Raw genomic sequence first — 21546 nt, 5'->3', positions numbered from 1 at the left:
CAGGAGGACACCTGTGGTCATCATCAAGGACACGCTGGTCGATCTCGTCGGCGACGCCGACTGGGATCCGAAAGCGTACGCAGAGATCTGGTCGACGGACGAGCTGCGGGACTCCGGCGGGACCACGGTCACCGACAAACGCCGCCAGATCCCCATCACCGCCGAGGGGCTCGAGACACCTGAGCTGGCGGCCGGGACCGCGTTCATCCGGCTCCACCTCGGAACCCTCCGGCCATCGCTCGGGCCCTACGCGATCACCATCCCGGACACCACGGGGGAGCGGCGCATCGTCGAGCTGCGCACCGAGCTCCCGCCGAATGCGGACCCGCCGACGACGATCGACGCGACACGGGTGAACGGTCTGCCCGCCGCGATCGAAGAGGTCGGAAACAGTATTTATGCCCCGTCCTTCCCGGCTGCCACGACCATCACCTACGACGGCGACAACGTGGACACCGTGACGGAGAACGGGATCACGACGGAATACACGTATAACGCCGATGGCAGCGTGGCCACGGACTCACGCACCGTTGGCGGCGTGACCACGGTTCGCACCTACACCTACGACGGCTCAGGAAACCTGACCGGGATTGCGAGCGCATGATGGATCCCGTAACCCTCGGCATGGCCAAGGCCGACGCCAAGCGGAAGTACGCACCCGTCTCGGCGATCCGTGAGATCCCGCTAGTCCGCTCGATCGTGGCCGAGTTGGTCGACGGGAACGTATGGGCCACCGATGTACGCAGCGGCCGACGCAATCAGATCACTGACGGCCTGACGATCACCGCTGGACCCACGGTCGCCGGTGAGGGGATCGTTTTCACCTCGACCGAAGACGGGCCGCAGTGGGTGCACGTTTCCGGTGGCGACGCCCGGGACGCGGCAGCGGACTACACGGCGATGGCTGGGTTTGGCTCATCAACCATGAACGGGCTGCACTCCCGGCTGGGCGCGGTAGCGTCGGCGTACGGCGCATTCTTCTGGCAGGGCGGCGGGTCCGGCCAGCTGATCCAACACATCGCCGCCCGCATCGGATCGCGGCCCGCGCAGATCGACGCCTTCACCATCGCCGCTGGCACCACCCCGGTCACCGTCACCTGCCCGAATCTCCCGGCCGCAGCGAACGGTGCATTCTCGTTCCTCTGCACGGTCAACGGAATCGAGGGCACACTCGCGAAGGCGAGCGGTGGGTCCGCTCCGGTGACGTTCACGCGCACCGTTGCTGGTTCTGCCACCGCAGTCCCTGCGCTCACACCCGCGCTGCCCGTGTTCGATCACGACTACCGCCAGGGTGTCTGCGTCATCAACCTCGGCAAGAATGACGCCACCGGACAGACTGGCGCGCTGAGTATGGATGAGGTCGTCGAGATCACGGACGCTGCCCACGACTACCTCGGGCCGTTGTCCCGCCCAATCCTCGTGTTGGGTCACTTCGTGGATACGAATACCCCTGCGGTGTCGGCGGTCCGCGACAACGTGCGGCTCCTCAACGACCACTTCTCGCAGCGGTACGGCGGCCGGTTCCTCGACGTCGGGGCATACCTCACCTCGGCGCAGGTGTGGGTCGATTCTGGAATCACACCAACGTCTACGGACCTTGCTCAGCAGGCGATCGGCAACAAGCCGCCCAGCCTGTCATCCGACGACCTGCACCTGAACGGTGCCGGCAACGATGTGGTCCGCACACTGATCAAGTCCAAGCTCGATGAGCTGGCGTGGTTCCCGCCGCAGTCCGTCGAGCTGGTGGCCGATGACTTTAACCGCGCCAACGGGGCACCCGGCTTCACCAGTGTCGGCAACCGGGCGTGGGCGGACATCTCCGGGAACTGGGCCATCGCCTCCAACCAGCTGTCGGCATCCGCCCTCACCGGAACGTCACCATTGCTCGTGGAGACCAGCGCATCCGACGAGACGATCGAAGCGACACTCACCGCGGTCGGTTCCACGGCGGCGACAGCTCAGGGTGGACTCATCGTCCGAGGTTCGGATGCGAGTAACTACTTCTGGTTGTCCACTCGCGTGAGTGGTTCGACAGCCGGTTACCGCTTCTACCGCCTACAGGCTGGCACGGCCACCGCCGTGGGCACACAGACAGCGACCACCCCGGTAGCAGGTGCTCGCCTGAAGATCGTCGCGAATGGGCCTCTGCTGATCGGCTACGCCGATGGTGTCGAGGTCGCTCGGGTCACTGATGCCACGTTCAACCAGACGGCAACGCTGGCCGGAATCCTGGGCGCAACAGGCGGCCTGGCGTCCCGGTGGGATGACTTCGCTCGGACCGCTTAGCTCACCTGCGAGGGCACTCGGATTTGTTCGGGTGCCCTCGCTTTCTCGGTGGCACGGGTTGTCACTCCGAGCCCGACCAGTAGAAACGCCAGGTAGGAGATCGGAAGCGTGTCGATCGCAGACCCGGTGAGGCCCATCGCCAGCAAGCCGACTGCGGATACGACGGCGACCTGCCCCTGAGCTGTCTTCAACGTCAGGCGTCGCAGGACTGCAACGGCAAGGAATAGAACCAGACCGAGACCGATCAGTCCGCCCTCGACAGCGAACTTCAACAGGAGGTTATGGGGGGTGACGTGCTGCGCGGAGATCCCGAAGAGGCTGCCCAGGGTGTCACCTGCCGAGCCGGCGCCCCAACCGTAGAACGGCGACGAAAACATGAGGTCTCGACCCTCCAACCATTCCGGAATGCGGTTCTGGAACCGGCCATCGGTGGAGTATCCCGAGATCGAGTCAACTGTCGTAGTCAGACTCCCACTGCCATAGGTCATCACCGCGAACGTTGCGACACACCCCACCGCCAGGAGATACAGCCGCTTGGTACGCACCGCACCGGACGCCGACGCGAAGACCGCAACCGCGAGCACCAGCGCGATCGCCACATAGGCGCTGCGCACGTAGGTGAAGTAGGTGACGAGGACCCCGATAACCAGGGCGACGAGTGCTGTCTTCGGGTGCTGCTTGCGGCGGATCAGCGCCCACCCGATTAGAAGGATGCCAGCGGCAGCCACGTGGAAGGGCCCAGAGAACAATCCCTGTAGCCGCTCCTCGCCGCGGTATAGCGCGGTGTACTTGTCCGCGGCCCTCGGCACCAACTCGGCAATCTCCGGGATGAAGAAGTACCCGACGAGCGAGATCGCTGCGGCCAGGGACACCAGTCGCACGACGAGAAGTTCCACCTTCGGCACCAGCGAGGGCTTGATCGCGCAACCCAGGACGATCCCGCCCAGCGCGAGCACCGTTTTCCGGAAGCCCAGCATGCCGACATCGAAGCTGGGAACGTTCGGATGAAAGATGAGCAGAGCCCAATAGGCGGTGACCAGTGCGCATGCCAGCACCACGATCCCGCCCCGCCGATCAGTCTTCGGAGTCAGCAACCACATGATGTAGCCGATCATCAACCCGAGGATCTGGATATACAGGCCGATGCTGCCCGGGACGATCGAGCTGAAGGTGAACACCGTCAAGAACAGAATTAGCGGACGCGGTAGCGCTGTGGACGGCCACGGCCCGACGAACCACACCAGTAGCGCGAGCGCGCCGAGGATGAGGAATGCGCCGGTAGTCGAGTTCAGCAACGCCAGAGTTTGGCTGCCCATGCGAGATCTTCCTGCCGAAGGGGAATTTGCCAGTCACTCACATAGGAGCGTCTTCCTGAGCCAGCCGAGCGTGTTCGTTCCCGCAGTACACCGCTCCTGGCGGCCGGTAGCCTTGGTTCGCGGGCACGATGATCGGGCACCGTTCGCCGTCGAGGTCGGCATACTGGCACTGGTGCTGCACGTCGTCGGCCACCCGCTCGTACTGGTCGTCAGGGGTGGTCAGCGCAGCGAAGAACTTCTTCAGGATTCCGGCCATGAGAAGCATCATCCCGTACCACCCGGTCTGCGCAAATCGGCCGCCTGAATGACGCGTCGTTTCGTCAGAGTCGCGAGAGGTGAAGCGGCCTGTATTCTCCCTCGGGACCGGAGGGGAATCGCATGGGATCGATCAGCACGTCGTTCAATCGACGAAGAAACAGCTTGAACTTCATTCGACTGGTGTTCGCTCTCGCCGTCATCGTCTCGCACACTTGGCCGCTGACTGGCGCCGGACCTGAGCCGATGCTCGGCGACATGACACTTGGCCATTGGTCTGTTGCAGGATTCTTCGCGATCTCTGGATACCTCATCACAGCCAGTCGCATGAATGACGATTCCACGCTGCGATACCTATGGCGAAGAGTGCTTCGGATCTACCCGGCGTATTGGGTTTGCATTGCCCTCGTGGGCTTAGTCGCCGCACCAGCGGTTTGGTACCTGAGTGGCCATGGAGGGCTCGGCGTCTACACTCGCACGGACGGTGGGTTGGCGTACATCGTTAAGAACGCCACGCTCTTCCGGGGCCAGGCGGACGTTGCGGGAACAACCATCGACGGGTTCCCGCATTCTGGCGAGTGGAACGGGTCGTTGTGGTCGCTGCCCTTCGAGTTCGCCTGCTACGTCATCGTCGCGGTGCTGGGTGTCACAGCAGGGCTACGGAAGACGAAGGTGCCCCTGTGTGTCACCGCGGTGGCACTACTGATCCTGAACATCATCTACCAGTACGGGCCTCTGGAGATGGACAGCTACTACATCTCGCGCTTCCTGACGTTCGGATTGTTCTTCTTCGGTGGTGCCGTGCTGTGGGCTTTGTCGGACCGGCTGCCACTGACGTGGATACTCGCGGCAGCTTCTGCGGTCGCGATGGTTGTGTTTGCCTGGTTGGGAGTGACTGAGATTCTCTCGGCGCTCCCGCTCGCTTACGTTTGCATCTGGCTCGGCGAGGTGCTGCCCCTCGACTCGGTCGGGTCGGTCAACGATATTTCTTACGGCGTCTACCTCTACGCATTTCCAATCCAACAGCTCTTGGTCTTCGCTGGGATGCGATATGGCGGACCGTGGTTCTTCGCGTTCATAGCCGCGCTGTCCTCCGTTGTCGTTGCGTACGCGAGCTGCAAGCTAATCGAGCAACCCGCGCTCCGGTTGAAATCATGGGCACCGACACGCCGTCCGCGGAACCCGCAGCCTGGGGAGACTCCGGTTGGAGCGGGTGAGGTATTCACCCGCCCATAAACCCACATTATGCCCCGCTTCACACCGAACGGAGCGCCGCATATGCAATCATCTTGCGATGCCAAGACGATCACGCGATGAGCTCCTCGAAGCCCTCGATGAGCAGAGGCAATTTCTGCGCAGATCCGCCGAGGACTACGACGAAGGCCACTTGATCGAGGCTAAACGGATGGCGGTTACTCTCCGCGTTCTGTTTCACAACACATCGTCGTCGCACGCGCTGCTGAACCAGTTGATGCTTCACAACGTACTGACGTGGGTCGACTCGGCTGGAGAAGTCACACCCGAAAATCTCTTGCCGCAAGCAACCCTCACTCACATGCGGATGGCGACCGGTGCGGAGCGAGCGGAGGTCGAATACGTGGCGGGACTCGACGATCGCCCACCCGGCCCGATCCGGGTCAATGGTGTAGACGTGCCACGCAACAGTCGCATCGCATTCAAGACTTGGTGGTCAGAGCGCGTGGTAAGGGACGGAGCCCATGACTACTACACACGGAGTTCTCTCGTCCTGGCGCTGTCCAACCAGGAAGGCGGTGCGCATGTCGACCCCAAAGTGCGGTCCGCCTACTTCAAACTGGCGAAGAGCAACTCCCTCGGGTGGACCGTATCTGACGCCCAAGGCGAACGGCCGTTGGACAGCAACCCCGTCTACCCGTCGGTCAGGCAAATTACCTACGAGGTACTTGAATCCCTGGTACAGCAGGAACACTTGCTCGTCTAGTTCCTGGTTCTTGGAGGCATTGAGTTGGGGGTTGGAACGGTTCGCTGCTTGGTGTAGCTTGGCATCAAACGTTCCACCCCGCCGACAAGAGCCCCTGGGCTTTCCGCAAGGTAGGCGGGGTGGTCACCTTTTCCAGTACTCGGTATGGCCGTATCTGAACAGATTGAATTCTGTCCAGTAAATTCCCTTGAGCGATGTCCGAGGCTGCTCATCGTGACTCTCTACGAGCCGATACCATGCCCACGAGAAATAGTCGGCGATCTGGCCGTTCATGTCGGATTTCACAGGGTGAAATAGCAATCGGAATGGTACGTGCAGGCTCTTCAGCTTGGGTTTCACCGCTGCCTTGAACGCAGACTGTTGCTTTTTGGTCAGCACTGAATCGAAGATCATGATGACCTGGTCGTGCTCTTTCGCGACGACGGTTCCCAGCCATTTCCCCATCGCTGTACCAAAGATGCTGAAAAGTTCGACAGGGTCCTGCTTGGACGGGTGGGTATATCGCTTGTCGATCCACAAGGTGTGAACGCGAATGTTCTCAAGTTCGCGGATCCGGTCGGCGACCCGAGCGCGCGTCCCCTTGGAATTCTCAGTTGCGTGGAACTCGAGATCCCCGCTGCCTGAAGACATCAGGTCATACTTCAAGTCTTGCAGGCGTGCAGCCGAGACACAGGGGTCGTCGGTGTACACAGCGGACAGGATGAAGTGGCCGCTCGCCTTCGGGCCAAACACCATGTCCCCGGACTCATCCAGGAACACGTAAAGCGTCCGCGTAGGGGTTGTCATCTGCGAGGTGGTCCTCCTGCTCGTTGGAATGTGAAGTCGATACCGATCACTCCGACCGGCCCTGCAGCACCGAGCATTGCCGATTGTCGTCCAACGTTCAAACAAACCTGTGCATGGGTTTGTGGAGAGTGTGTGGATGAATTTTGTAATAACGTGTGGAGTGTGCAGCGTATGGATTGTGGGCAACTAGAGGGCGATGCAGGCCACGCCGTTTAATCGTGTGGAGAAAACTATGTTCGGCGTGTCGTTTCATTCCCGGCGTGTCGCGGCCATCTTGCACGCTGTCTGCGGGGGCGGACATGGCGCGAGTCTCGAATTCTGCTGCGTGAGTTAGGCCCCGCCGATCGCGCTTCGGGTTCGGCGGCCGCGTTCACGCTTTCGCTGCCGCGCGCCGACGGACGCAGCAGCCAATGCCATCGCAATGATGGCGATCGTCTACTTCACCTGCGCACCGAATTGCACGCTCTCCTTTGTGCTTCAGCGTTCGGTCGTAGGCAGAGCAGGCTGCATGGGCTAGTCTTTCGTGAGGTTGTCCAATTCCACCTTCGATGCTGCAATGAATTCCTTGCGCAGTGTCGAGCGCCAAGCCTCGTCATGCGAATAAGCTGACCGAATCCTGGGCAGCACGGAGAGGAAGACATCCTCGACAAGCTTATGTCCGAAAGTGTTTGACGTGTGGTCGGCGACGTTTCGGTCCTTATAACGGCTCGACCTGAACACAGAGTACCCGCCGTCGTGCCAAAGATGGAGGTCGTAGTCGGCCTCGGGATCCAGGTCATCATGTACGGAGATCTTGGCCGGACCGAGCCGAGCCTGACCTTTCGCGATCATCGCCAGCAGATCGACCCGGTCTACTCCAGCTCCAGATCCATACCGGCCGCGTCGGCTCTGTAGGTCAAGGGAGTCAATCTCATCCACATCCGTGATGGTGAGACCCCTCCCAACTTCCTTCGAAGTGGACTTGTGGCGATATAGCAGCCACAGGAACAAATCGGGGTCGAGTTCCTCTGGAAGATTGTCCGAGGACACGGTCGCACCGGGGTCAGCAGCGTTCATCAAATTTTCAAGCGCGGGGATGACATCAGCTCTCGTGTGCTTTGTCTCGCGAGTGCTGACGAGGACCGAATGATCCGATTCCTGTCCGCCGTCGAAGATCACCACATCGAAGGCGTCACGCTCGTGGTAGTGCCGCCATCCTGACGATTCGCCGTAGCTGCGTTTCAGGGTGGAGCTCACCCGATCCCAATAGAAACGCAGACGTATTCGCTCGGCGGTTCCATTTTCGCGAAGTACTCGCTGGGGCATCCCACCCGAAAACGCCACAGTTACTACCTGGCCAATGTGAACGTTCGAATCCCAAGAACTTCCCCAGCCGGTGGTTTGATGCTCGGGGTCAATTGGATAGCGAAGCCCGACAGCGGCATCGTAGATCTTGTCGAGAGACATCGACGTCCGAAGCTTGTAGATGCGGATGTTCAGCTGCCCCTTTGTAAGTATGCCCATCTATGTCGACCTCACCTGGAATCCATCAACTCCCTTGTCGATACCTACTAGTCGCCCAAACGGGATTCTCGTCGATGCTGGCCGTAGTCTTGCTGAAAAATCCAGAGGTGCTGCCATCATCGGCCCGCTCGCGAGCGGACGGATAGCGATCTCAACTGAGTCGTTCACACCAATTCTCAACCCATTGTTGATATGGAACGTAATCTGACTTGGAGTGACGTCCACCTCAGGTGCATAGCTTTGTTTCGATAGCGCCACAAGTCCGGTCGGCCTAAATGACAAAACGAGATCCAGGGGCCGGCCGATGGTCCAGGCGCATACCCAGCGCGACATGGGAGTTGTGCCGGCAGCGTGAAATTGCAGCTGTATGACGCGTCGGCCGTTTACTGGAATAGGCAGGTCCGGGCGCCCTATGGCAAGTACTTCCTCTTTTAGATACCACATTAGGTGTACTGTGGGACGCCCTAGTGCGACCTCGAAGATGCCGTACGTAATGACACCCGCAATGAGGGCTAGCAAGATCTGTTTGAGGACGTCTGCCCACATCGCATCGAACTCTGGGGCTTTCCATTCGAAAAGCCTGAATACGCCGACGCAGATTGCGAACTTTATACTTTCTTCGAACCAGATTCGAAGCTTGCTCACTCCACAAGCCTCATATGCATGGCTTCCGCGAGCCCTTTCTTTACGTCCGCGGCCGTCGAGTCGTCAGCGGTAAGCACGCCATCTTGCGCGAGCGCGATGACGCCACCACCAGGACTCCGCAGGCGAACGCGGGAAACATAGACGCCGGCCATCATCTTCGACTCATGGAAGTTGCGTGCAAGCTCAACGTCGCCCGCGTCCATCGCGACAAGCAGTGGAGCAGCAAGTTGCTCGCTGCGATCTTCCTCGATCGGCGAGAAGTGTCGATCGACGAGATCAACAGAGATGGTTTGAAAGCCAAGTGCGGCCAACTTGGCGGCCACCTCGACGAGATCGTTCGATCCGAGGAGTAATGCATGCCCGGATTTGGAGCTGAACGCTTCGGGAGCGGCCTGCTTCGGATTGGGTAGAACCGCGAGACCCGCGAACTCATCCTCGGGTTGCGTTACGACGAGTTGGAGAACTGACACACCAACCTCCTCGATCGCCTTCAGTGATACGAGACACCGCCGTGGTCCTCGAAGATCCGTCAATTACAGCACAGCGTTTTCAACAGGTGCAGCAGTTGGTGTATCTCGCTATTCGGGGCATCCGTTACCGCGAGAGTAACCGCGACCAACTCGACTCAAACAATCTCGATGAGCTTGAGGGTTCACCCCGTCAACTCAAACGCCGGTCAAATGCTGCGGCCTGGGGCCCGTCAGCGAGTGCGCGACGCTGACCTTGATGGGGGCCATTGACGACGAGTCGATTGTCTAGTACCCCGGGCGGCTTCCCTCCGCACCGGGGCGTGAGCGACGCTATCAAAGTTCGAACGTGTGTGCGAAGCTTCCGATATGCATTCGAGCGAGCCCGCGCCGAGCCGATGCCCGAACGGGCACGGCCTGGGACCGTACGCGTGCCTTGTCGGCTGGGAGGTGTGTGGGTGCATGACGGCGAGCAACGGTGGGCACAGGACGCACTACTGCCGCGAGTGCGGCGAGACGGTGAGAACGCCGCCGTGCGCTGGCGCCGAACCGCAGCGTGACCGCTGGGCGAATTGAGACGGAGGGTGCGACTCTCCACTTACTCTCCACTTTGGTCGACACAACCAGGCACAAGTGGGAACAACCGTTCGAGCGAAACGCGGATGGGAGTTCGGAATCCGCTGGTAATTGGCCCTTTTGACATATTCCCACTTGTGCCTTATGTGCCCCCGGCAGGATTCGAACCTGCGACCAAGAGATTAGAAGGCTCTTGCTCTATCCCCTGAGCTACGGAGGCGCGGTCGAAATATTACCTGTTGCCCGGACGCCGCTCGAGCACGGCTGCATTGCTCGTGTCGTCAGCTGATGGAAGCAGCCCATGCCAGCATCCCGGCCAGAACGAGCTCGACGACAAAGTAGAACCAGACGGGGCAAAAGCGCTGGGGTCGATCGACGAGCCCGGCGACGATGCGCCCCACGGCCATTCCGACGAGTGCCACGGCCACCACGACGGCGGCCACCGATCTGATGCCCTCGACGTCGAATGCGGCGAATCCGAGCAACGCAGCCACCGCGACGCCGAATCCGCCGTACACCGCACGAACCTCGGCGCGGGCGGTCGGCGAGTCGGCGGTCAACCCGAACGGCGCCACCAGCCGGGCAGGCATGACCAGGCCGTAGAGGCCCATCCCTGCGAAGAACAACGCCACCAGAATGATCAGAAGCGCGGCCATACTGTCTCCTCGACTCCGCGGAACGGGCTTCCGCCGACGGTAGCGGAGCATCCGCCGACCCTCGGTCTCCGACACGGCGTCGTAGGTCCTACCCTGGAGGTATGGCTACACCCCAGCTCACGGCCTCCGACTCGACGTCCAACAGTCCGGCTCGGGCCGATTCCACGGCCCTGTTCGTCGTGGCGGGACTCATTGCCGGGCTGGTCGCTGCACTCGTCGTCGGCTTGTCTGCCGCTCAGGCCCTCGTGCTGCTCGGTATCCCGGATCCGGGACCGGTTACCACCTATGGTCTGCCTGCGTTGCGGGCGGTGTCGGAGATCGCGGCCGTCGTCACCATCGGATCACTCCTGCTCGCCGCCTTCTTCGTACCGCCTCAGAAGTCAGGGGTACTGGACGTGGACGGCTACCGTGCGGTCCGGACGGCGTCCTATGGCGCCATTGTGTGGGCGGCGTCCGCGCTGGTCCTCGTTCCACTGACGCTGTCGGACACCTCCGGGCAACCGTTCACGGAAGCGGTGAAGCCGAGCAACATGTTCGCCGCGATCGACCAGGTGGAGCTGGCCGGGGCGTGGCGCTGGACGGCGATCATCGCGGTCGTCCTCGCGATCGTGTCCCGGTTGGTGCTGCGATGGTGGTGGACGCCGATCCTGCTCGTCGCAGGCATTCTGGGGCTGATGCCGCTGGCACTGACCGGGCACTCGTCCTCCGGCGGCTCCCACGACCTGGCTACCAACAGCCTGATCCTGCACCTGGTTGCGGCATCGCTGTGGGCCGGCGGGCTCTTCGCCCTGCTCGCGCACGCCCGTCGGCGAGGCGCCCACACCGATGTCGCGGCGAGGCGTTTCTCCGCGGTGGCAACCGTGTGTTTCGCCGTGATGGCAGCCAGCGGCGTGATCAACGCCCTGGTGCGTGTGCCCATCGGCGACCTCGTCGACACCACCTACGGGCGCCTGGTGGTGGCCAAGACGGTCGCGCTCGTCCTCCTCGGCGGGTTCGGCTGGGCGCAACGCCGCCGGGCTCTGCCCGCACTGCAGAAAGACCCCTCGAACCGCGGCAACCTCATCAGGTTCGCGGGCGCGGAAGCCATTGTCTTCGCCGCGACGATCGGTCTCGCTGTCGGATTGGGTCGGACGCCCCCGCCTGCACCGACTAGAGCACCGACTCTCACCGAGGTCGAACTCGGTTACAACCTCTCCGGACCGCCGACGTTCGCCCGACTGATGTTGGACTGGCGGTTCGATCTGCTCTATGGCACCGCTGCACTGGTGCTCGCCGTCGTCTATGTACTCGGTTTGCGCAAGCTCCACCGCCGCGGCGACGGCTGGCCGCTCGGCCGGACGCTCGCCTGGATGTGCGGATGCGCGGTGCTCCTCCTGGCCACGTCGTCCGGGGTGGGGCGCTACGCGCCCGCGGTGTTCAGCGTGCACATGGGTGCGCACATGGCGCTGTCCATGCTGGCCCCGGTTCTCCTCGTTCTCGGGGCTCCGATCACTCTCGCGCTGCGAGCACTCGATCCGGCGGGCAAGGACGGTGCGCCGGGGCTACGGGAATGGATCCTGGCCGCGCTGCACAGCCGGTTCTCGCAGTTCATCACTCACCCCCTCGTCGCGGCGGCTCTGTTCGTCGGCGGTTTCTATGCGCTGTACCTGGGCGGAATCTTCGGCGCCACCGTCGACTCACACTCGGCTCACCTCTTGATGAACCTGCACTTCCTGCTCAGCGGGTACCTCTTCTACTGGGTGGCGATCGGCGTCGACCCCTCCCCGCGTCAGCTGCAGCCCGTGACGAAGCTCGCGATGGTGTTCGGGTCGCTGCCGTTCCACGCCTTCTTCGGGGTCGCGCTGATGAGCATGGGCGCCGTCATGGGGGAGTGGTACTACCGTTCGCTCGGCCTCGGCTGGAACTCGGACCTGGTGGGGGACCAGAAACTGGGCGGCAGTATTGCGTGGGCCACGGGCGAAATCCCTCTAGTGCTCGTCATGATGGCGCTCCTCATCCAGTGGTCGCGCAGCGACGACCGCACCGCGCGACGCGTGGACCGGGCGGCCGACCGGGACGACGACGCGGACCTCGCCGCCCACAACGCCATGTTCGCCGAGCTCGCGAAACGCGACCGCGAGGCGGGACTCTGACCGCTAGCACGCATCCCCGACACTGCGGGCTGGTCATTCCCGGTTTTCGGTCGGTTGTCCACACCCGGCCCGTTTCTCCACAGATTCGTCGCGGGCGACGATTGCGCGGTTCCACAGAGGCAGGCTGTGTCCAATGGCAATCGCAGAACGACACAGGGGGAGCGCGATGTACGAGACACACGGCACGGTGGTCGGCACGGTTATCACTACACCGGTCACACGATCCGGATCCGCCGGCGAGGAGTTTCTCGCCTTCCGGATGGCCAGCACGGTACGCCGCCGCGACTACACGACGGGGGAGTGGCGCGACGGCAGCACGCTGTACCTCACGGTCACCTGCCGGCGCCGACTGATGTCCGGCGTGGTGCACTCGCTGGCGAAAGGGGATCCGGTGATCGTCACCGGTGAACTGCGGACCAACGAATACACGACGCGAGACGGCGTCGCTCGGACCGATCTCGAGTTGAGCGCTACCGCGGTCGGACCCGATCTCGCGCGGTGCACAGTCGTCCTCAACCGGGAACCTCGGACCGTTGCACCCGTGGAAGCAACGGAAACTTCTTCCACGGAATCTGTCTCCACAGATTCGATCTCCACAGAACAGGTAGCCGCAGAGACGCTCGTCGCCTGATGCCTCGCCCGGGCGCCCGCGCAGCCGGGTGCCCGGGCGAGCCGGAAAGCATCCGTTCACCTCTTCCACGATCCGCAAATGTGGGTTCGACGCCCTACACCATTAGGCTGGCCACATGGCTGAGTTCATTTACACGATGAAGAAGGTGCGCAAGGCGCACGGTGACAAGGTCATCCTCGATGACGTCACGATGAGCTTTTACCCCGGCGCCAAGATCGGTGTGGTCGGCCCGAACGGCGCGGGTAAGTCCAGCATCCTCAAGATCATGGCGGGGCTGGATCAGCCGGGCAACGGTGAGGCATTCCTGGCTCCCGGTGCCTCCGTCGGAATCCTGATGCAGGAACCCAAGCTCGACGAATCCAAGACTGTTCGCGAGAACGTCGAGGAGGGCATGGGCGAGACCATGGTCCAGCTCAAGCGGTACAACGAGATCGCCGAGCTGATGGCAACCGACTACTCCGACGAGCTGATGGAGGAGATGGGCAACCTTCAGGAAAAGCTCGACCACGCCGATGCCTGGGAGATCGACTCCCAGCTCGAGCAGGCCATGGACGCATTGCGCTGTCCGCCGCCGGAGGAGATGGTCACGCACCTCTCCGGTGGTGAGAAGCGCCGCGTCGCGCTCTGCAAACTGCTGCTCAGCAAGCCCGACCTGCTGCTGCTCGACGAGCCCACCAACCACCTCGACGCGGAGAGCGTCCTGTGGCTGGAACAGCACCTGGCGGCCTACCCCGGCGCCATCCTGGCCGTCACCCACGACCGGTACTTCCTCGACCACGTCGCACAGTGGATCTGTGAGGTCGACCGCGGCCGCCTGTACCCGTACGAGGGCAACTACTCCACCTACCTGGAGCAGAAGGCCGCCCGGCTCGAGGTCCAGGGCAAGAAGGACCAGAAGCTGCAGAAGCGCCTGAAGGAGGAGCTGGCCTGGGTCCGCTCCGGAGCGAAGGCCCGCCAGGCCAAGAACAAGGCTCGCCTCGACCGGTACGAGGAGATGGCGAACGAGGCGGAGAAGACCCGCAAGTTGGACTTCGATGAAATCCAGATTCCGGCGCCGCCGCGCCTCGGTGACGTGGTGGTCGAGGTATCGAACCTCGACAAGGGTTTCGACGGCCGTGTGCTGATCAAAGATCTGTCCTTCACACTTCCGCGGAACGGAATCGTGGGCGTCATCGGTCCCAACGGTGTCGGTAAGACCACACTGTTCAAGACCATCGTCGGTCTCGAGGAACCGGATGCCGGTGAGGTGAAGATCGGTCAGACCGTCAAGCTCAGCTACGTAGACCAGAACCGCACCGGGATCGACCCCGACAAGACGGTGTGGGAGGTCGTATCGGACGGTCTCGATCACATCGTCGTCGGCCAGACCGAAATGCCGTCCCGCGCGTACATCAGCTCATTCGGCTTCAAGGGGCATGACCAGCAGAAGCCTGCCGGTGTGCTCTCCGGTGGTGAGCGGAACCGGTTGAACCTGGCAATGACCCTCAAGCAGGGCGGCAACTTGATCCTTCTCGACGAGCCGACCAACGACCTCGACGTTGAGACGCTCGGCTCGCTGGAGAACGCGCTCGAACAGTTCCCCGGCTGCGCCGTCGTGATCTCCCACGACCGGTGGTTCCTCGACCGGACCTGCACGCACATCCTTGCGTGGGAAGGCGGCTTCGGTGACAACGAGGCTGCCTGGTACTGGTACGAGGGCAACTTCGAGGGCTACGAGGAGAACAAGGTCGAGCGCCTCGGACCGGACGCGGCACGTCCGCACCGTGTCACGCACCGCAAGCTCACCCGGGACTGACGTGGGAGAGCCGGCAGTCTTCACCTACGAAGTGCAGGTGCGGTGGGGCGACTCCGACAGACTCGGGCACGTCAACAACACCAGATTCGTCGAGTACATGCAGGAAGCGCGGATCCATTTCCTGACGACGGAATTGGCTGCTGCCGGTGCGCGTCCCGGTGCGATGGTTGTGCGCAAGATGGACGTCGAGTTCCTGCGCATCATCACCGACGACTCCGGTCCGTTGAAGGTTGACGTGACAGTGCAGCACGTGGGCACCTCGTCGTACACGATTCGGCATGTCGTCACCGACCGATCCGGGGCAGTGTGCGGGACGGGTGACGCCCTGCTGGTGGCCTTCGACGTCAAGACCGAACGCTCACGCCCGCTGTCCGACGCCGAACGTGCCGGGCTGGGGCGTTACCTCGCACCGGTCAGCACCGGCTGACCAGCGGGGTACGCGGCGGGCTGAAGTTCACCCTCCGTTCCGACCGCCGCGGGATAGTCTCGAGGAGTACTGCCCGCGGCGATCGGACGAAGAGGATGTGATCACCGATGACGGAATCGGCAGCGCTGAGGGATGCGGAGTGGGCCCGGAACCTGCCCGAGGCGCTGAGATCTCAGGTGCCGGCCCTCGCTGCCACGTACTTTCGCCATGTCGATCGTGGAGACAGTGAAAGCGCGGTCAACGGTGCCTCCGACGCCGTGCTCGCCGCCCACCTGACACTCGCGCTGCAACGCCCGCCGGAGCGAGCCGTGACCCGGGTGTATCGCCCCGGAGACGGCCACCACCTGGGCGCATCCCTGCAGATCGTCAACGACGACATGCCGTTGCTGGTCGAATCGATCACCGGGCTGCTCAACCGACTCGGTATCGGCATCAGCGAATTCGTCCACCCCATCATCTCGGTACACCGCGATCCCATCGGGGCGCTGCGCGGAATCCTGCTCGGCGACAAGGGTACTGACACCACCGAGCATCGCCTCACCGAGTCCTGGATTCACGTTCAACTCGACCCCCGCGCGGAAGCCACCGTCCTGGACAGGCTGGAGACGGAAGTCGGGAACGTCCTGTCGGATGTTCGCCAGGTGGTCCGGGACACCGACGCCATGCGGACTCTCCAGCGGAACCTGGCCGACCAACTCGAGGCGTCGGCGCCGAGGCCGGGCGCGACGAAAGAAGACTTGGAAGACTGCGCCGACCTACTTCGGTGGATGTCGCAGGGCAATTACGCGGCCCTGGGATACCGCCGATTCGAGCTGGGCGAGCCCGACTCGTCAGGACAGCGGAAACTGGAGGTCGTCCCGGGTAGCGGACTGGGACTGCTGCGGTCCGACACCGTCACCGACGGACAGTTCGGCCTGCCCCCGGCGGCGGAGATTCCGGACCGCCCGCTGCTGGTTCTGACCCAGGGGTCGTTTCCGGCCACCGTGCACCGTTCGGTGTACCCGTTCTATGTCGGGGTCAGCATTCTCGACTCGAACGGCACCATCGTGGGCGAGCACCGGTTCCTCGGTGTCTTCACGGTCACCGCACTGCACGAGAACGTCCTCGACATCCCGGTCATCGCACGCCGCGTGCGTGCAGTGATCGATCGGGCAGGCTTTCAGCTGAACTCGTACTCCGGGCAGGCCATGCTCGAGGTCATCCAATCGTTCCCGCGGGCGGAACTGTTCTCCAGCGACGCCGACACGTTGTTCGACACCGTCACGGCCGTGCACAGCATCGGGTTGCGCCGGCAGCTCCGTCTATTCGTGCGGGAGGACTTTCTGGGCAGGTTCGTCTCCTGCCTGATCTACCTTCCCCGGGACCGATACACGACGCGGGTGCGGATCGCGATGCAGAACATTCTCCTACGGGAATTGGGAGGGGGCACACTCGAGTACACCGCCCGGGTCACGGAACTCGACCTTGCGCTGTTGCACGTCACCATCCGCAGGACCGCTGAGGAGATGGGCACCAGACTGGCTCCGTCGGACGCCGATCGTGAGCGCATCCAGGCGATGCTGTCCGAGGCGAGCCGCAGCTGGGACGATCATCTCGGTGATCTCGTCGCGGTCACACCTGGCGCGGATTCGGTTCTGGTGCAACGTTATGCGGACGCTCTTCCGGAGGGGTACAAGGAAGACTTCGACCCCGCGCGTGCTCTGGACGACCTGGTTCGACTCGAAGCTCTGGACGAGGGCACGATCGATCTTCATCTCTACCGTGACCCCGACTCCGTGGTCGGGCACTGGCGTCTCACCCTGTACGTCGGGGGTGAGGGGATCTCGCTGAGCAAGGTGCTCCCCGTCCTGCAGAGTCTGGGAGTCGAGGTACTCGACGAACGGCCCTATGCGGTTCCGCGGCCGGACGGCTTCAGTTGCTGGATCTATGATTTCGGGCTGTCGGTTCCGGCCGAGTTGCTGCGCGATTCGGTGGAGGACGACCTGGATGCCGAGTTGGCGGACGAGGGTGAGAGCTCGGCGCCGAAACTGCAGGAACGCTTTACTGAAGCTTTCACCGCTGTGTGGTTCGGACGTGCCGAGGCGGACCGGTTCAACGAACTGGTCCTCCGGGCCGGGTTGGCGTGGGGGCAGGCGGCAATCCTGCGTGCGTACGCGAAATACCTGCGGCAGGCCGGGTTTCCTTACAGCCAGTTTCACATCGAGGGCGTGGCACTGGCCAATCCGCGTTCGGCGTGCACCCTGGTCGAACTGTTCGAGGCCATGTTCGATCCCGAAACTCCGTCCGTCGAACGGGTGTCCGAGCTCGAGACCCGGCTGAGGCACTTCATCGACAGAGTCGTCAGCCTCGACGCGGACCGCATCCTGCGGGGTCTCTTCGGTCTGATCCAAGCCACCTTGCGTACCAATTACTTCGTCACGGACGAGGCCGGCAACCGACGTGAGTATCTGTCCGTCAAGCTCGATCCGTCGAAAATTCTCGAGTTGCCGAAGCCACGCCCGAAGTTCGAAATCTTCGTCTACTCACCGGACGTCGAGGGCGTCCATCTACGATTCGGGCCGGTAGCCCGCGGTGGTCTTCGCTGGTCGGACCGACGCGAGGATTTCCGCACCGAGATCCTAGGCTTGGCGAAGGCGCAGGCCGTGAAGAATGCCGTCATCGTGCCGGTCGGTGCGAAAGGTGGATTCGTCGTCAAGAATTCGCCGGTTCCCACGGGCGATGCGGCGCTCGACCGGATGCAGGCGCTCGAGGCCGGTCAAAACAGGTACCGCACCTTCATCTCCGGGCTGTTGGACCTCACCGACAATGTCGACCAGGCGTCGGGCAAAGTGGTACCGCCCCCCGGGGTCGTGCGCCGGGACGGTGACGACCGGTATCTGGTCGTCGCCGCAGACAAGGGCACCGCCAAGTTCTCGGACCTCGCCAATTCTGTTGCCCAGCAGTACGGATTCTGGTTGGGTGACGCCTTCGCATCCGGTGGGTCGGCGGGATACGACCACAAGGAAATGGGCATCACCGCGCGGGGTGCGTGGGAGAGCGTGAAGCGGCATTTCCGGGAAGTGGGGTTGGACACGGCGCGCGAGGACTTCACCGTCGTCGGTGTCGGGGACATGAGCGGTGACGTCTTCGGAAATGGAATGCTGCTGAGCCGGCACATTCGTCTGGTCGCGGCATTCGACCATCGCCACGTTTTCCTCGACCCCGATCCCGATGCAGCGCAGTCCTTTGCGGAGCGATCCCGCCTGTTCGCTCTGCCTCGTTCGTCGTGGGCCGACTACGACACCAGCCTGATCAGCGACGGCGGGGGCGTGTGGGACCGGACTCGCAAATCGGTTCCGATCAGCGCTCCGGCCCGCGCAGCTCTCGGGCTGGACGACACGATCACCGAACTGTCCCCGCCGGAACTTGTCCGTGCCATCCTGCGGGCACCGGTCGACCTGTTGTGGAACGGCGGCATCGGTACATACATCAAGGCCTCGGGCGAAACCAATGCGATGGTCGGAGACAAGAGCAACGACGCCGTCCGGATCGACGGCAACGAGGTCCGTGCCCGAGTCGTCGGGGAGGGTGGCAACCTCGGGGTGACCGCGCTGGGACGAATCGAATACAGCCAGAACGGTGGACGAATCAACACCGACGCCATCGACAACTCGGCAGGGGTCGACTGCTCCGACCACGAAGTGAACATCAAGATCCTGCTCGATTCCCTCGTGAACAGTGGCGCGTTGCCGTCCGAGGAGCGCAACCCGCTCCTGGCCTCGATGACCGACGAGGTCGCCGACCTCGTCCTCGCCGACAACGTCGCGCAGAACAACCTGCTCGGTGTCTCACGGACGAGTGCGGTACCGATGCTCACCGTGCACCGGCGGCAGATCGCCGACCTGGTGAAGCGGCGCGGACTCGATCGGAAGATCGAGGTGCTGCCCACCGACGCCGAGATCACGCGCCGCCGTCAGGCCGGTCAGGGTCTGACGTCGCCGGAACTCGCCACGCTCGTCGCCCATGTGAAGCTGGCGCTGAAGGATGATCTCCTCGCCACCGACCTGCCCGACAGCGATACGTTCGCGCCGCGGCTCCCGCGGTACTTCCCGAAAATACTGCGGGAGCGCTTCCGGACAGCGATCAAGGCGCACCCCCTGCGCAGGCAGATCGTGGCGACCATGCTCGCGAACGAAACCATCGACAACGGCGGCATCACCTTCGCGTACCGGTTGGCGGACGAGGCCGGAGCAAGCAGCACCGACGCCATTCGTGCCTACGCCGCAGTCACCGAAATTTTCGCCCTCCCCGATGTGTGGGCGCGCATCCGGTCCGAGCGCCTGCCGGCCGCACTCGAGGACGATCTGATTCTCGAATCGGGGCGGGTCCTCGATCGTGCGTCGCGGTGGTTCCTCACCAACCGGCCGCAGCCGCTGGCCGTGGGAGCGGAGATCGCGCGCTATTCCACCGATGTCCGGAAGATGTCCCCCAAAGTCCCACACCTGCTCAAAGGCCATCAGGTCGAGGACCTCGAAACCCGGGTACGGCCGCTGATTCTCCGCGGGGCGCCCGAGGGCATCGCCTTCGAGGTATTCCGCCTGCTCGACCTGTACTGCCTCCTCGATATCAGCGACGTGTCGGACATCGCCGAACGGGATATCGACGAGGTGGCCGAGCTGTACTACGAACTCGACGCCCACCTCGGGATCGACTGGCTGCTCAGCGCTGTCTCCACGCTGGCTCGCGGTGACCGGTGGCATTCACTGGCACGGCTGGCGTTGCGGGACGACCTCTACAGTTCGCTACGGCAGCTCACGATGGAGGTGCTCCTCGGCGGCGAGCCGGACGAGAGTCCGCGCGAGAAAATCGACGACTGGGAATCGACCAATGCCTCCCGACTCGGTCGGGCGAGGTCCGCTCTCACCGAAATTTTCGAGTCTGGGACCCTTGACCTCGCGACGCTCTCGGTGGCGGCGCGTCAGGTACGCAGCATGGTGCGAGGTGTGGGCACCCGATCGGAGGTATGACGTTGAGCGAGGGTTTTCACGCCGAGGTCGAAGTTCGGTGGTCGGACATGGACGTTTTTCAGCACATCAACCACGCTCGCATGGTCACGTTGCTGGAGGAAGCGCGGATTCCCTGGCTGTTCGAGAACGATCGTCCGACGGTCACGCTGCGCGACGGCGCCGTCGTCGCCGACCTCCACGTTCGTTATCGCGGGCAGCTTCGGCACAGCGACTCTCCACTCGACGTCCTGATGTGGGTGCAGAAGGTGCGGGCGGTCGACTTCACGATCGCGTACGAAGTGCGCCCCAAGGGGGTCGACATATCGGTGCCGGCGTCGATCGTGGCGTCGACGCAGATCGCGGCCTTCGACATCGACACGCAGCGGCTGCGCAGGCTCACCGCCGTCGAGCGCGAGTATCTGGAGAGCTGGCAACGTGCATGAGCGGACCCTGTCCATTCCGGATTCCACGGAGCGGGGTGACCTCGCCACGTTCGTCGCACGCGTCGTCCGTTTGGACGAATCCGCGGTGGTCCGCCTGCGCCAACGGGGCGCGAATCGGCTGACCGTCTGGGCGGCAACAGGATTCGATGTCCTCGCAGTGCGCACAGTCGATGGGTCCGTCTCTCCGGACGATACGTCCGCCGCCGGTGACCAGCTGCTCACGGCACTGCGATCGGTGAACGCGGGTGACATCGACCCCGGATACTCGATGGACTCGGCGTGGCGGGGCGCACTGCCGCCGGCGGAGGGTTTCGTGCACATCGACGACGTCCCGGCGCGGGTGCTGGTCGACCTCGCCCAACGCGGAGCCGCCCTGGCGCAGGAGCACGGAAGCAGTCAGGGCCCTCCCGCGTCGCTGCTCGATCAAGAGGTGCTGCAGGTGCACGGTGCCGGGCAGACGGTGGGTGTGGCCATGCGGGTGGTGTTCGCCCTCACAGCACTCGGATTCATCCCGCACGCGGGCTCGGATCGCTTGACTGCCGACATCGACCTCGCACGCATCGACGCCTCGGAGCTGGTCCGGGTCCGCGCCACCGCGTCGTGGCTGCGGGTGGATGCTCGGTTCGGGTCCGTCTACCGTCACCGCGGCGGGACGATCCCGCTGTCGGTCATCCGGTAACACC

General features: G+C 63.2%; 18 protein-coding genes and 1 tRNA gene. 11 read left to right on the top strand and 8 right to left on the bottom strand.

Translation table 11 applies throughout. The features are described from left to right. Positions 1–13: 13 nt before the first annotated feature. Both HYG77_RS04695 and HYG77_RS04690 read left to right on the top strand, forming a co-directional pair. Positions 14–604 carry a hypothetical protein gene (locus HYG77_RS04695; RefSeq protein ID WP_208961960.1) on the top strand — a complete coding sequence of 197 codons (591 nt, stop codon included), beginning with the start codon at positions 14–16 and terminating at the stop codon, positions 602–604. Then, a complete protein-coding gene (locus HYG77_RS04690; protein ID WP_208961959.1) occupies positions 601–2286 on the top strand; it encodes a hypothetical protein in 1686 nt (561 codons plus the stop codon). Before HYG77_RS04695 ends, HYG77_RS04690 begins: the two co-directional genes overlap by 4 nt. On the opposite strand, the gene HYG77_RS04685 is transcribed toward HYG77_RS04690, so the two are convergent. Then, complete coding sequence (locus tag HYG77_RS04685; RefSeq protein WP_208961958.1) at positions 2283–3602, bottom strand: O-antigen ligase family protein; 1320 nt, start codon at positions 3600–3602, stop codon at positions 2283–2285. The genes HYG77_RS04690 and HYG77_RS04685 overlap by 4 nt on opposite strands. A gap of 37 nt (positions 3603–3639) precedes the next feature. Beyond that, positions 3640–3858 (bottom strand): hypothetical protein, encoded by a 219-nt coding sequence (locus HYG77_RS04680; RefSeq protein ID WP_208961957.1) that lies wholly within the window; start codon positions 3856–3858, stop codon positions 3640–3642. A 122-nt stretch (positions 3859–3980) separates the two neighbouring features. On the opposite strand from HYG77_RS04680, the gene HYG77_RS04675 reads away from it, so the two are divergent. Together HYG77_RS04675 and HYG77_RS04670 are read left to right on the top strand one after the other, a co-directional pair. Further along, positions 3981–5093, top strand: coding sequence for an acyltransferase (locus tag HYG77_RS04675; protein ID WP_244373460.1), 1113 nt, complete (start codon positions 3981–3983; stop codon positions 5091–5093). A 58-nt stretch (positions 5094–5151) separates the two neighbouring features. Beyond that, a complete protein-coding gene (locus HYG77_RS04670; protein WP_208961955.1) occupies positions 5152–5817 on the top strand; it encodes a hypothetical protein in 666 nt (221 codons plus the stop codon). Between the two features lie 123 nt (positions 5818–5940). On the opposite strand, the gene HYG77_RS04665 is transcribed toward HYG77_RS04670, so the two are convergent. The 6 genes from HYG77_RS04665 to HYG77_RS04640 form a co-directional block, all read right to left on the bottom strand. Beyond that, positions 5941–6603: a DUF3800 domain-containing protein gene (locus HYG77_RS04665; protein ID WP_208961954.1), complete on the bottom strand. Its 663-nt coding sequence runs from the start codon at positions 6601–6603 to the stop codon at positions 5941–5943. 513 nt (positions 6604–7116) lie between these two features. Next, a complete protein-coding gene (locus HYG77_RS04660; protein ID WP_208961953.1) occupies positions 7117–8106 on the bottom strand; it encodes a hypothetical protein in 990 nt (329 codons plus the stop codon). After that, positions 8107–8751 carry a hypothetical protein gene (locus HYG77_RS04655; RefSeq protein ID WP_208961952.1) on the bottom strand — a complete coding sequence of 215 codons (645 nt, stop codon included), beginning with the start codon at positions 8749–8751 and terminating at the stop codon, positions 8107–8109. It abuts the gene before it with no gap. Then, positions 8748–9221 (bottom strand): hypothetical protein, encoded by a 474-nt coding sequence (locus HYG77_RS04650; RefSeq protein WP_208961951.1) that lies wholly within the window; start codon positions 9219–9221, stop codon positions 8748–8750. The genes HYG77_RS04655 and HYG77_RS04650 overlap by 4 nt, the downstream gene beginning before the upstream one ends. A gap of 720 nt (positions 9222–9941) precedes the next feature. Beyond that, positions 9942–10014: transfer RNA gene (locus HYG77_RS04645), tRNA-Arg, on the bottom strand. 61 nt (positions 10015–10075) lie between these two features. Continuing rightward, positions 10076–10450: a DUF4345 family protein gene (locus HYG77_RS04640; protein ID WP_208961950.1), complete on the bottom strand. Its 375-nt coding sequence runs from the start codon at positions 10448–10450 to the stop codon at positions 10076–10078. A 101-nt stretch (positions 10451–10551) separates the two neighbouring features. On the opposite strand from HYG77_RS04640, the gene HYG77_RS04635 reads away from it, so the two are divergent. The 7 genes from HYG77_RS04635 (at position 10552) to HYG77_RS04605 (ending at position 21542) form a co-directional block, all read left to right on the top strand. Then, the gene (locus tag HYG77_RS04635; protein WP_208961949.1) at positions 10552–12582 is read left to right on the top strand and encodes a cytochrome c oxidase assembly protein; all 2031 of its coding nucleotides are present in this window, start codon (positions 10552–10554) and stop codon (positions 12580–12582) included. A gap of 166 nt (positions 12583–12748) precedes the next feature. Beyond that, positions 12749–13213 carry a single-stranded DNA-binding protein gene (locus HYG77_RS04630; protein ID WP_208961948.1) on the top strand — a complete coding sequence of 155 codons (465 nt, stop codon included), beginning with the start codon at positions 12749–12751 and terminating at the stop codon, positions 13211–13213. A gap of 115 nt (positions 13214–13328) precedes the next feature. After that, a complete protein-coding gene (gene ettA / locus HYG77_RS04625; RefSeq protein ID WP_109328817.1) occupies positions 13329–15008 on the top strand; it encodes an energy-dependent translational throttle protein EttA in 1680 nt (559 codons plus the stop codon). A gap of 1 nt (position 15009) precedes the next feature. Beyond that, positions 15010–15435: a thioesterase family protein gene (locus HYG77_RS04620; protein ID WP_109328819.1), complete on the top strand. Its 426-nt coding sequence runs from the start codon at positions 15010–15012 to the stop codon at positions 15433–15435. A gap of 107 nt (positions 15436–15542) precedes the next feature. Beyond that, positions 15543–20441: an NAD-glutamate dehydrogenase gene (locus HYG77_RS04615; RefSeq protein WP_208961947.1), complete on the top strand. Its 4899-nt coding sequence runs from the start codon at positions 15543–15545 to the stop codon at positions 20439–20441. After that, a complete protein-coding gene (locus HYG77_RS04610) occupies positions 20438–20863 on the top strand; it encodes a thioesterase family protein (protein ID WP_109328823.1) in 426 nt (141 codons plus the stop codon). Before HYG77_RS04615 ends, HYG77_RS04610 begins: the two co-directional genes overlap by 4 nt. Further along, positions 20856–21542, top strand: a complete 687-nt coding sequence (locus tag HYG77_RS04605) for a hypothetical protein (protein WP_109328824.1) — start codon at positions 20856–20858, stop codon at positions 21540–21542. Before HYG77_RS04610 ends, HYG77_RS04605 begins: the two co-directional genes overlap by 8 nt. Positions 21543–21546 lie beyond the last annotated feature (4 nt).

It is taken from the genome of Rhodococcus sp. ZPP, assembly GCF_017656075.1.
In the GTDB taxonomy this organism is placed as follows: Bacteria; Actinomycetota; Actinomycetes; order Mycobacteriales; family Mycobacteriaceae; genus Rhodococcus_F; species Rhodococcus_F oxybenzonivorans.
Note: the sequence above shows the minus strand (reverse complement) of the source record. Positions and strands in the feature narration are given on the sequence as shown.

Excerpts from the sequence above, each read along its gene's own strand:
- HYG77_RS04690 (WP_208961959.1), top strand. The coding sequence starts at position 601 with ATGATGGATCCCGTAACCCTCGGCATGGCCAAGGCCGACGCCAAGCGG.
- HYG77_RS04640 (WP_208961950.1), bottom strand. The coding sequence starts at position 10,450 with ATGGCCGCGCTTCTGATCATTCTGGTGGCGTTGTTCTTCGCAGGGATG.
- HYG77_RS04615 (WP_208961947.1), top strand. The coding sequence starts at position 15,543 with ATGACGGAATCGGCAGCGCTGAGGGATGCGGAGTGGGCCCGGAACCTG.
- ettA (WP_109328817.1), top strand. The coding sequence starts at position 13,329 with ATGGCTGAGTTCATTTACACGATGAAGAAGGTGCGCAAGGCGCACGGT.
- HYG77_RS04675 (WP_244373460.1), top strand. The coding sequence starts at position 3,981 with ATGGGATCGATCAGCACGTCGTTCAATCGACGAAGAAACAGCTTGAAC.
- HYG77_RS04610 (WP_109328823.1), top strand. The coding sequence starts at position 20,438 with ATGACGTTGAGCGAGGGTTTTCACGCCGAGGTCGAAGTTCGGTGGTCG.
- HYG77_RS04665 (WP_208961954.1), bottom strand. The coding sequence starts at position 6,603 with ATGACAACCCCTACGCGGACGCTTTACGTGTTCCTGGATGAGTCCGGG.
- HYG77_RS04680 (WP_208961957.1), bottom strand. The coding sequence starts at position 3,858 with ATGGCCGGAATCCTGAAGAAGTTCTTCGCTGCGCTGACCACCCCTGAC.
- HYG77_RS04670 (WP_208961955.1), top strand. The coding sequence starts at position 5,152 with ATGCCAAGACGATCACGCGATGAGCTCCTCGAAGCCCTCGATGAGCAG.
- HYG77_RS04635 (WP_208961949.1), top strand. The coding sequence starts at position 10,552 with ATGGCTACACCCCAGCTCACGGCCTCCGACTCGACGTCCAACAGTCCG.
- HYG77_RS04630 (WP_208961948.1), top strand. The coding sequence starts at position 12,749 with ATGTACGAGACACACGGCACGGTGGTCGGCACGGTTATCACTACACCG.
- HYG77_RS04660 (WP_208961953.1), bottom strand. The coding sequence starts at position 8,106 with ATGGGCATACTTACAAAGGGGCAGCTGAACATCCGCATCTACAAGCTT.
- HYG77_RS04685 (WP_208961958.1), bottom strand. The coding sequence starts at position 3,602 with ATGGGCAGCCAAACTCTGGCGTTGCTGAACTCGACTACCGGCGCATTC.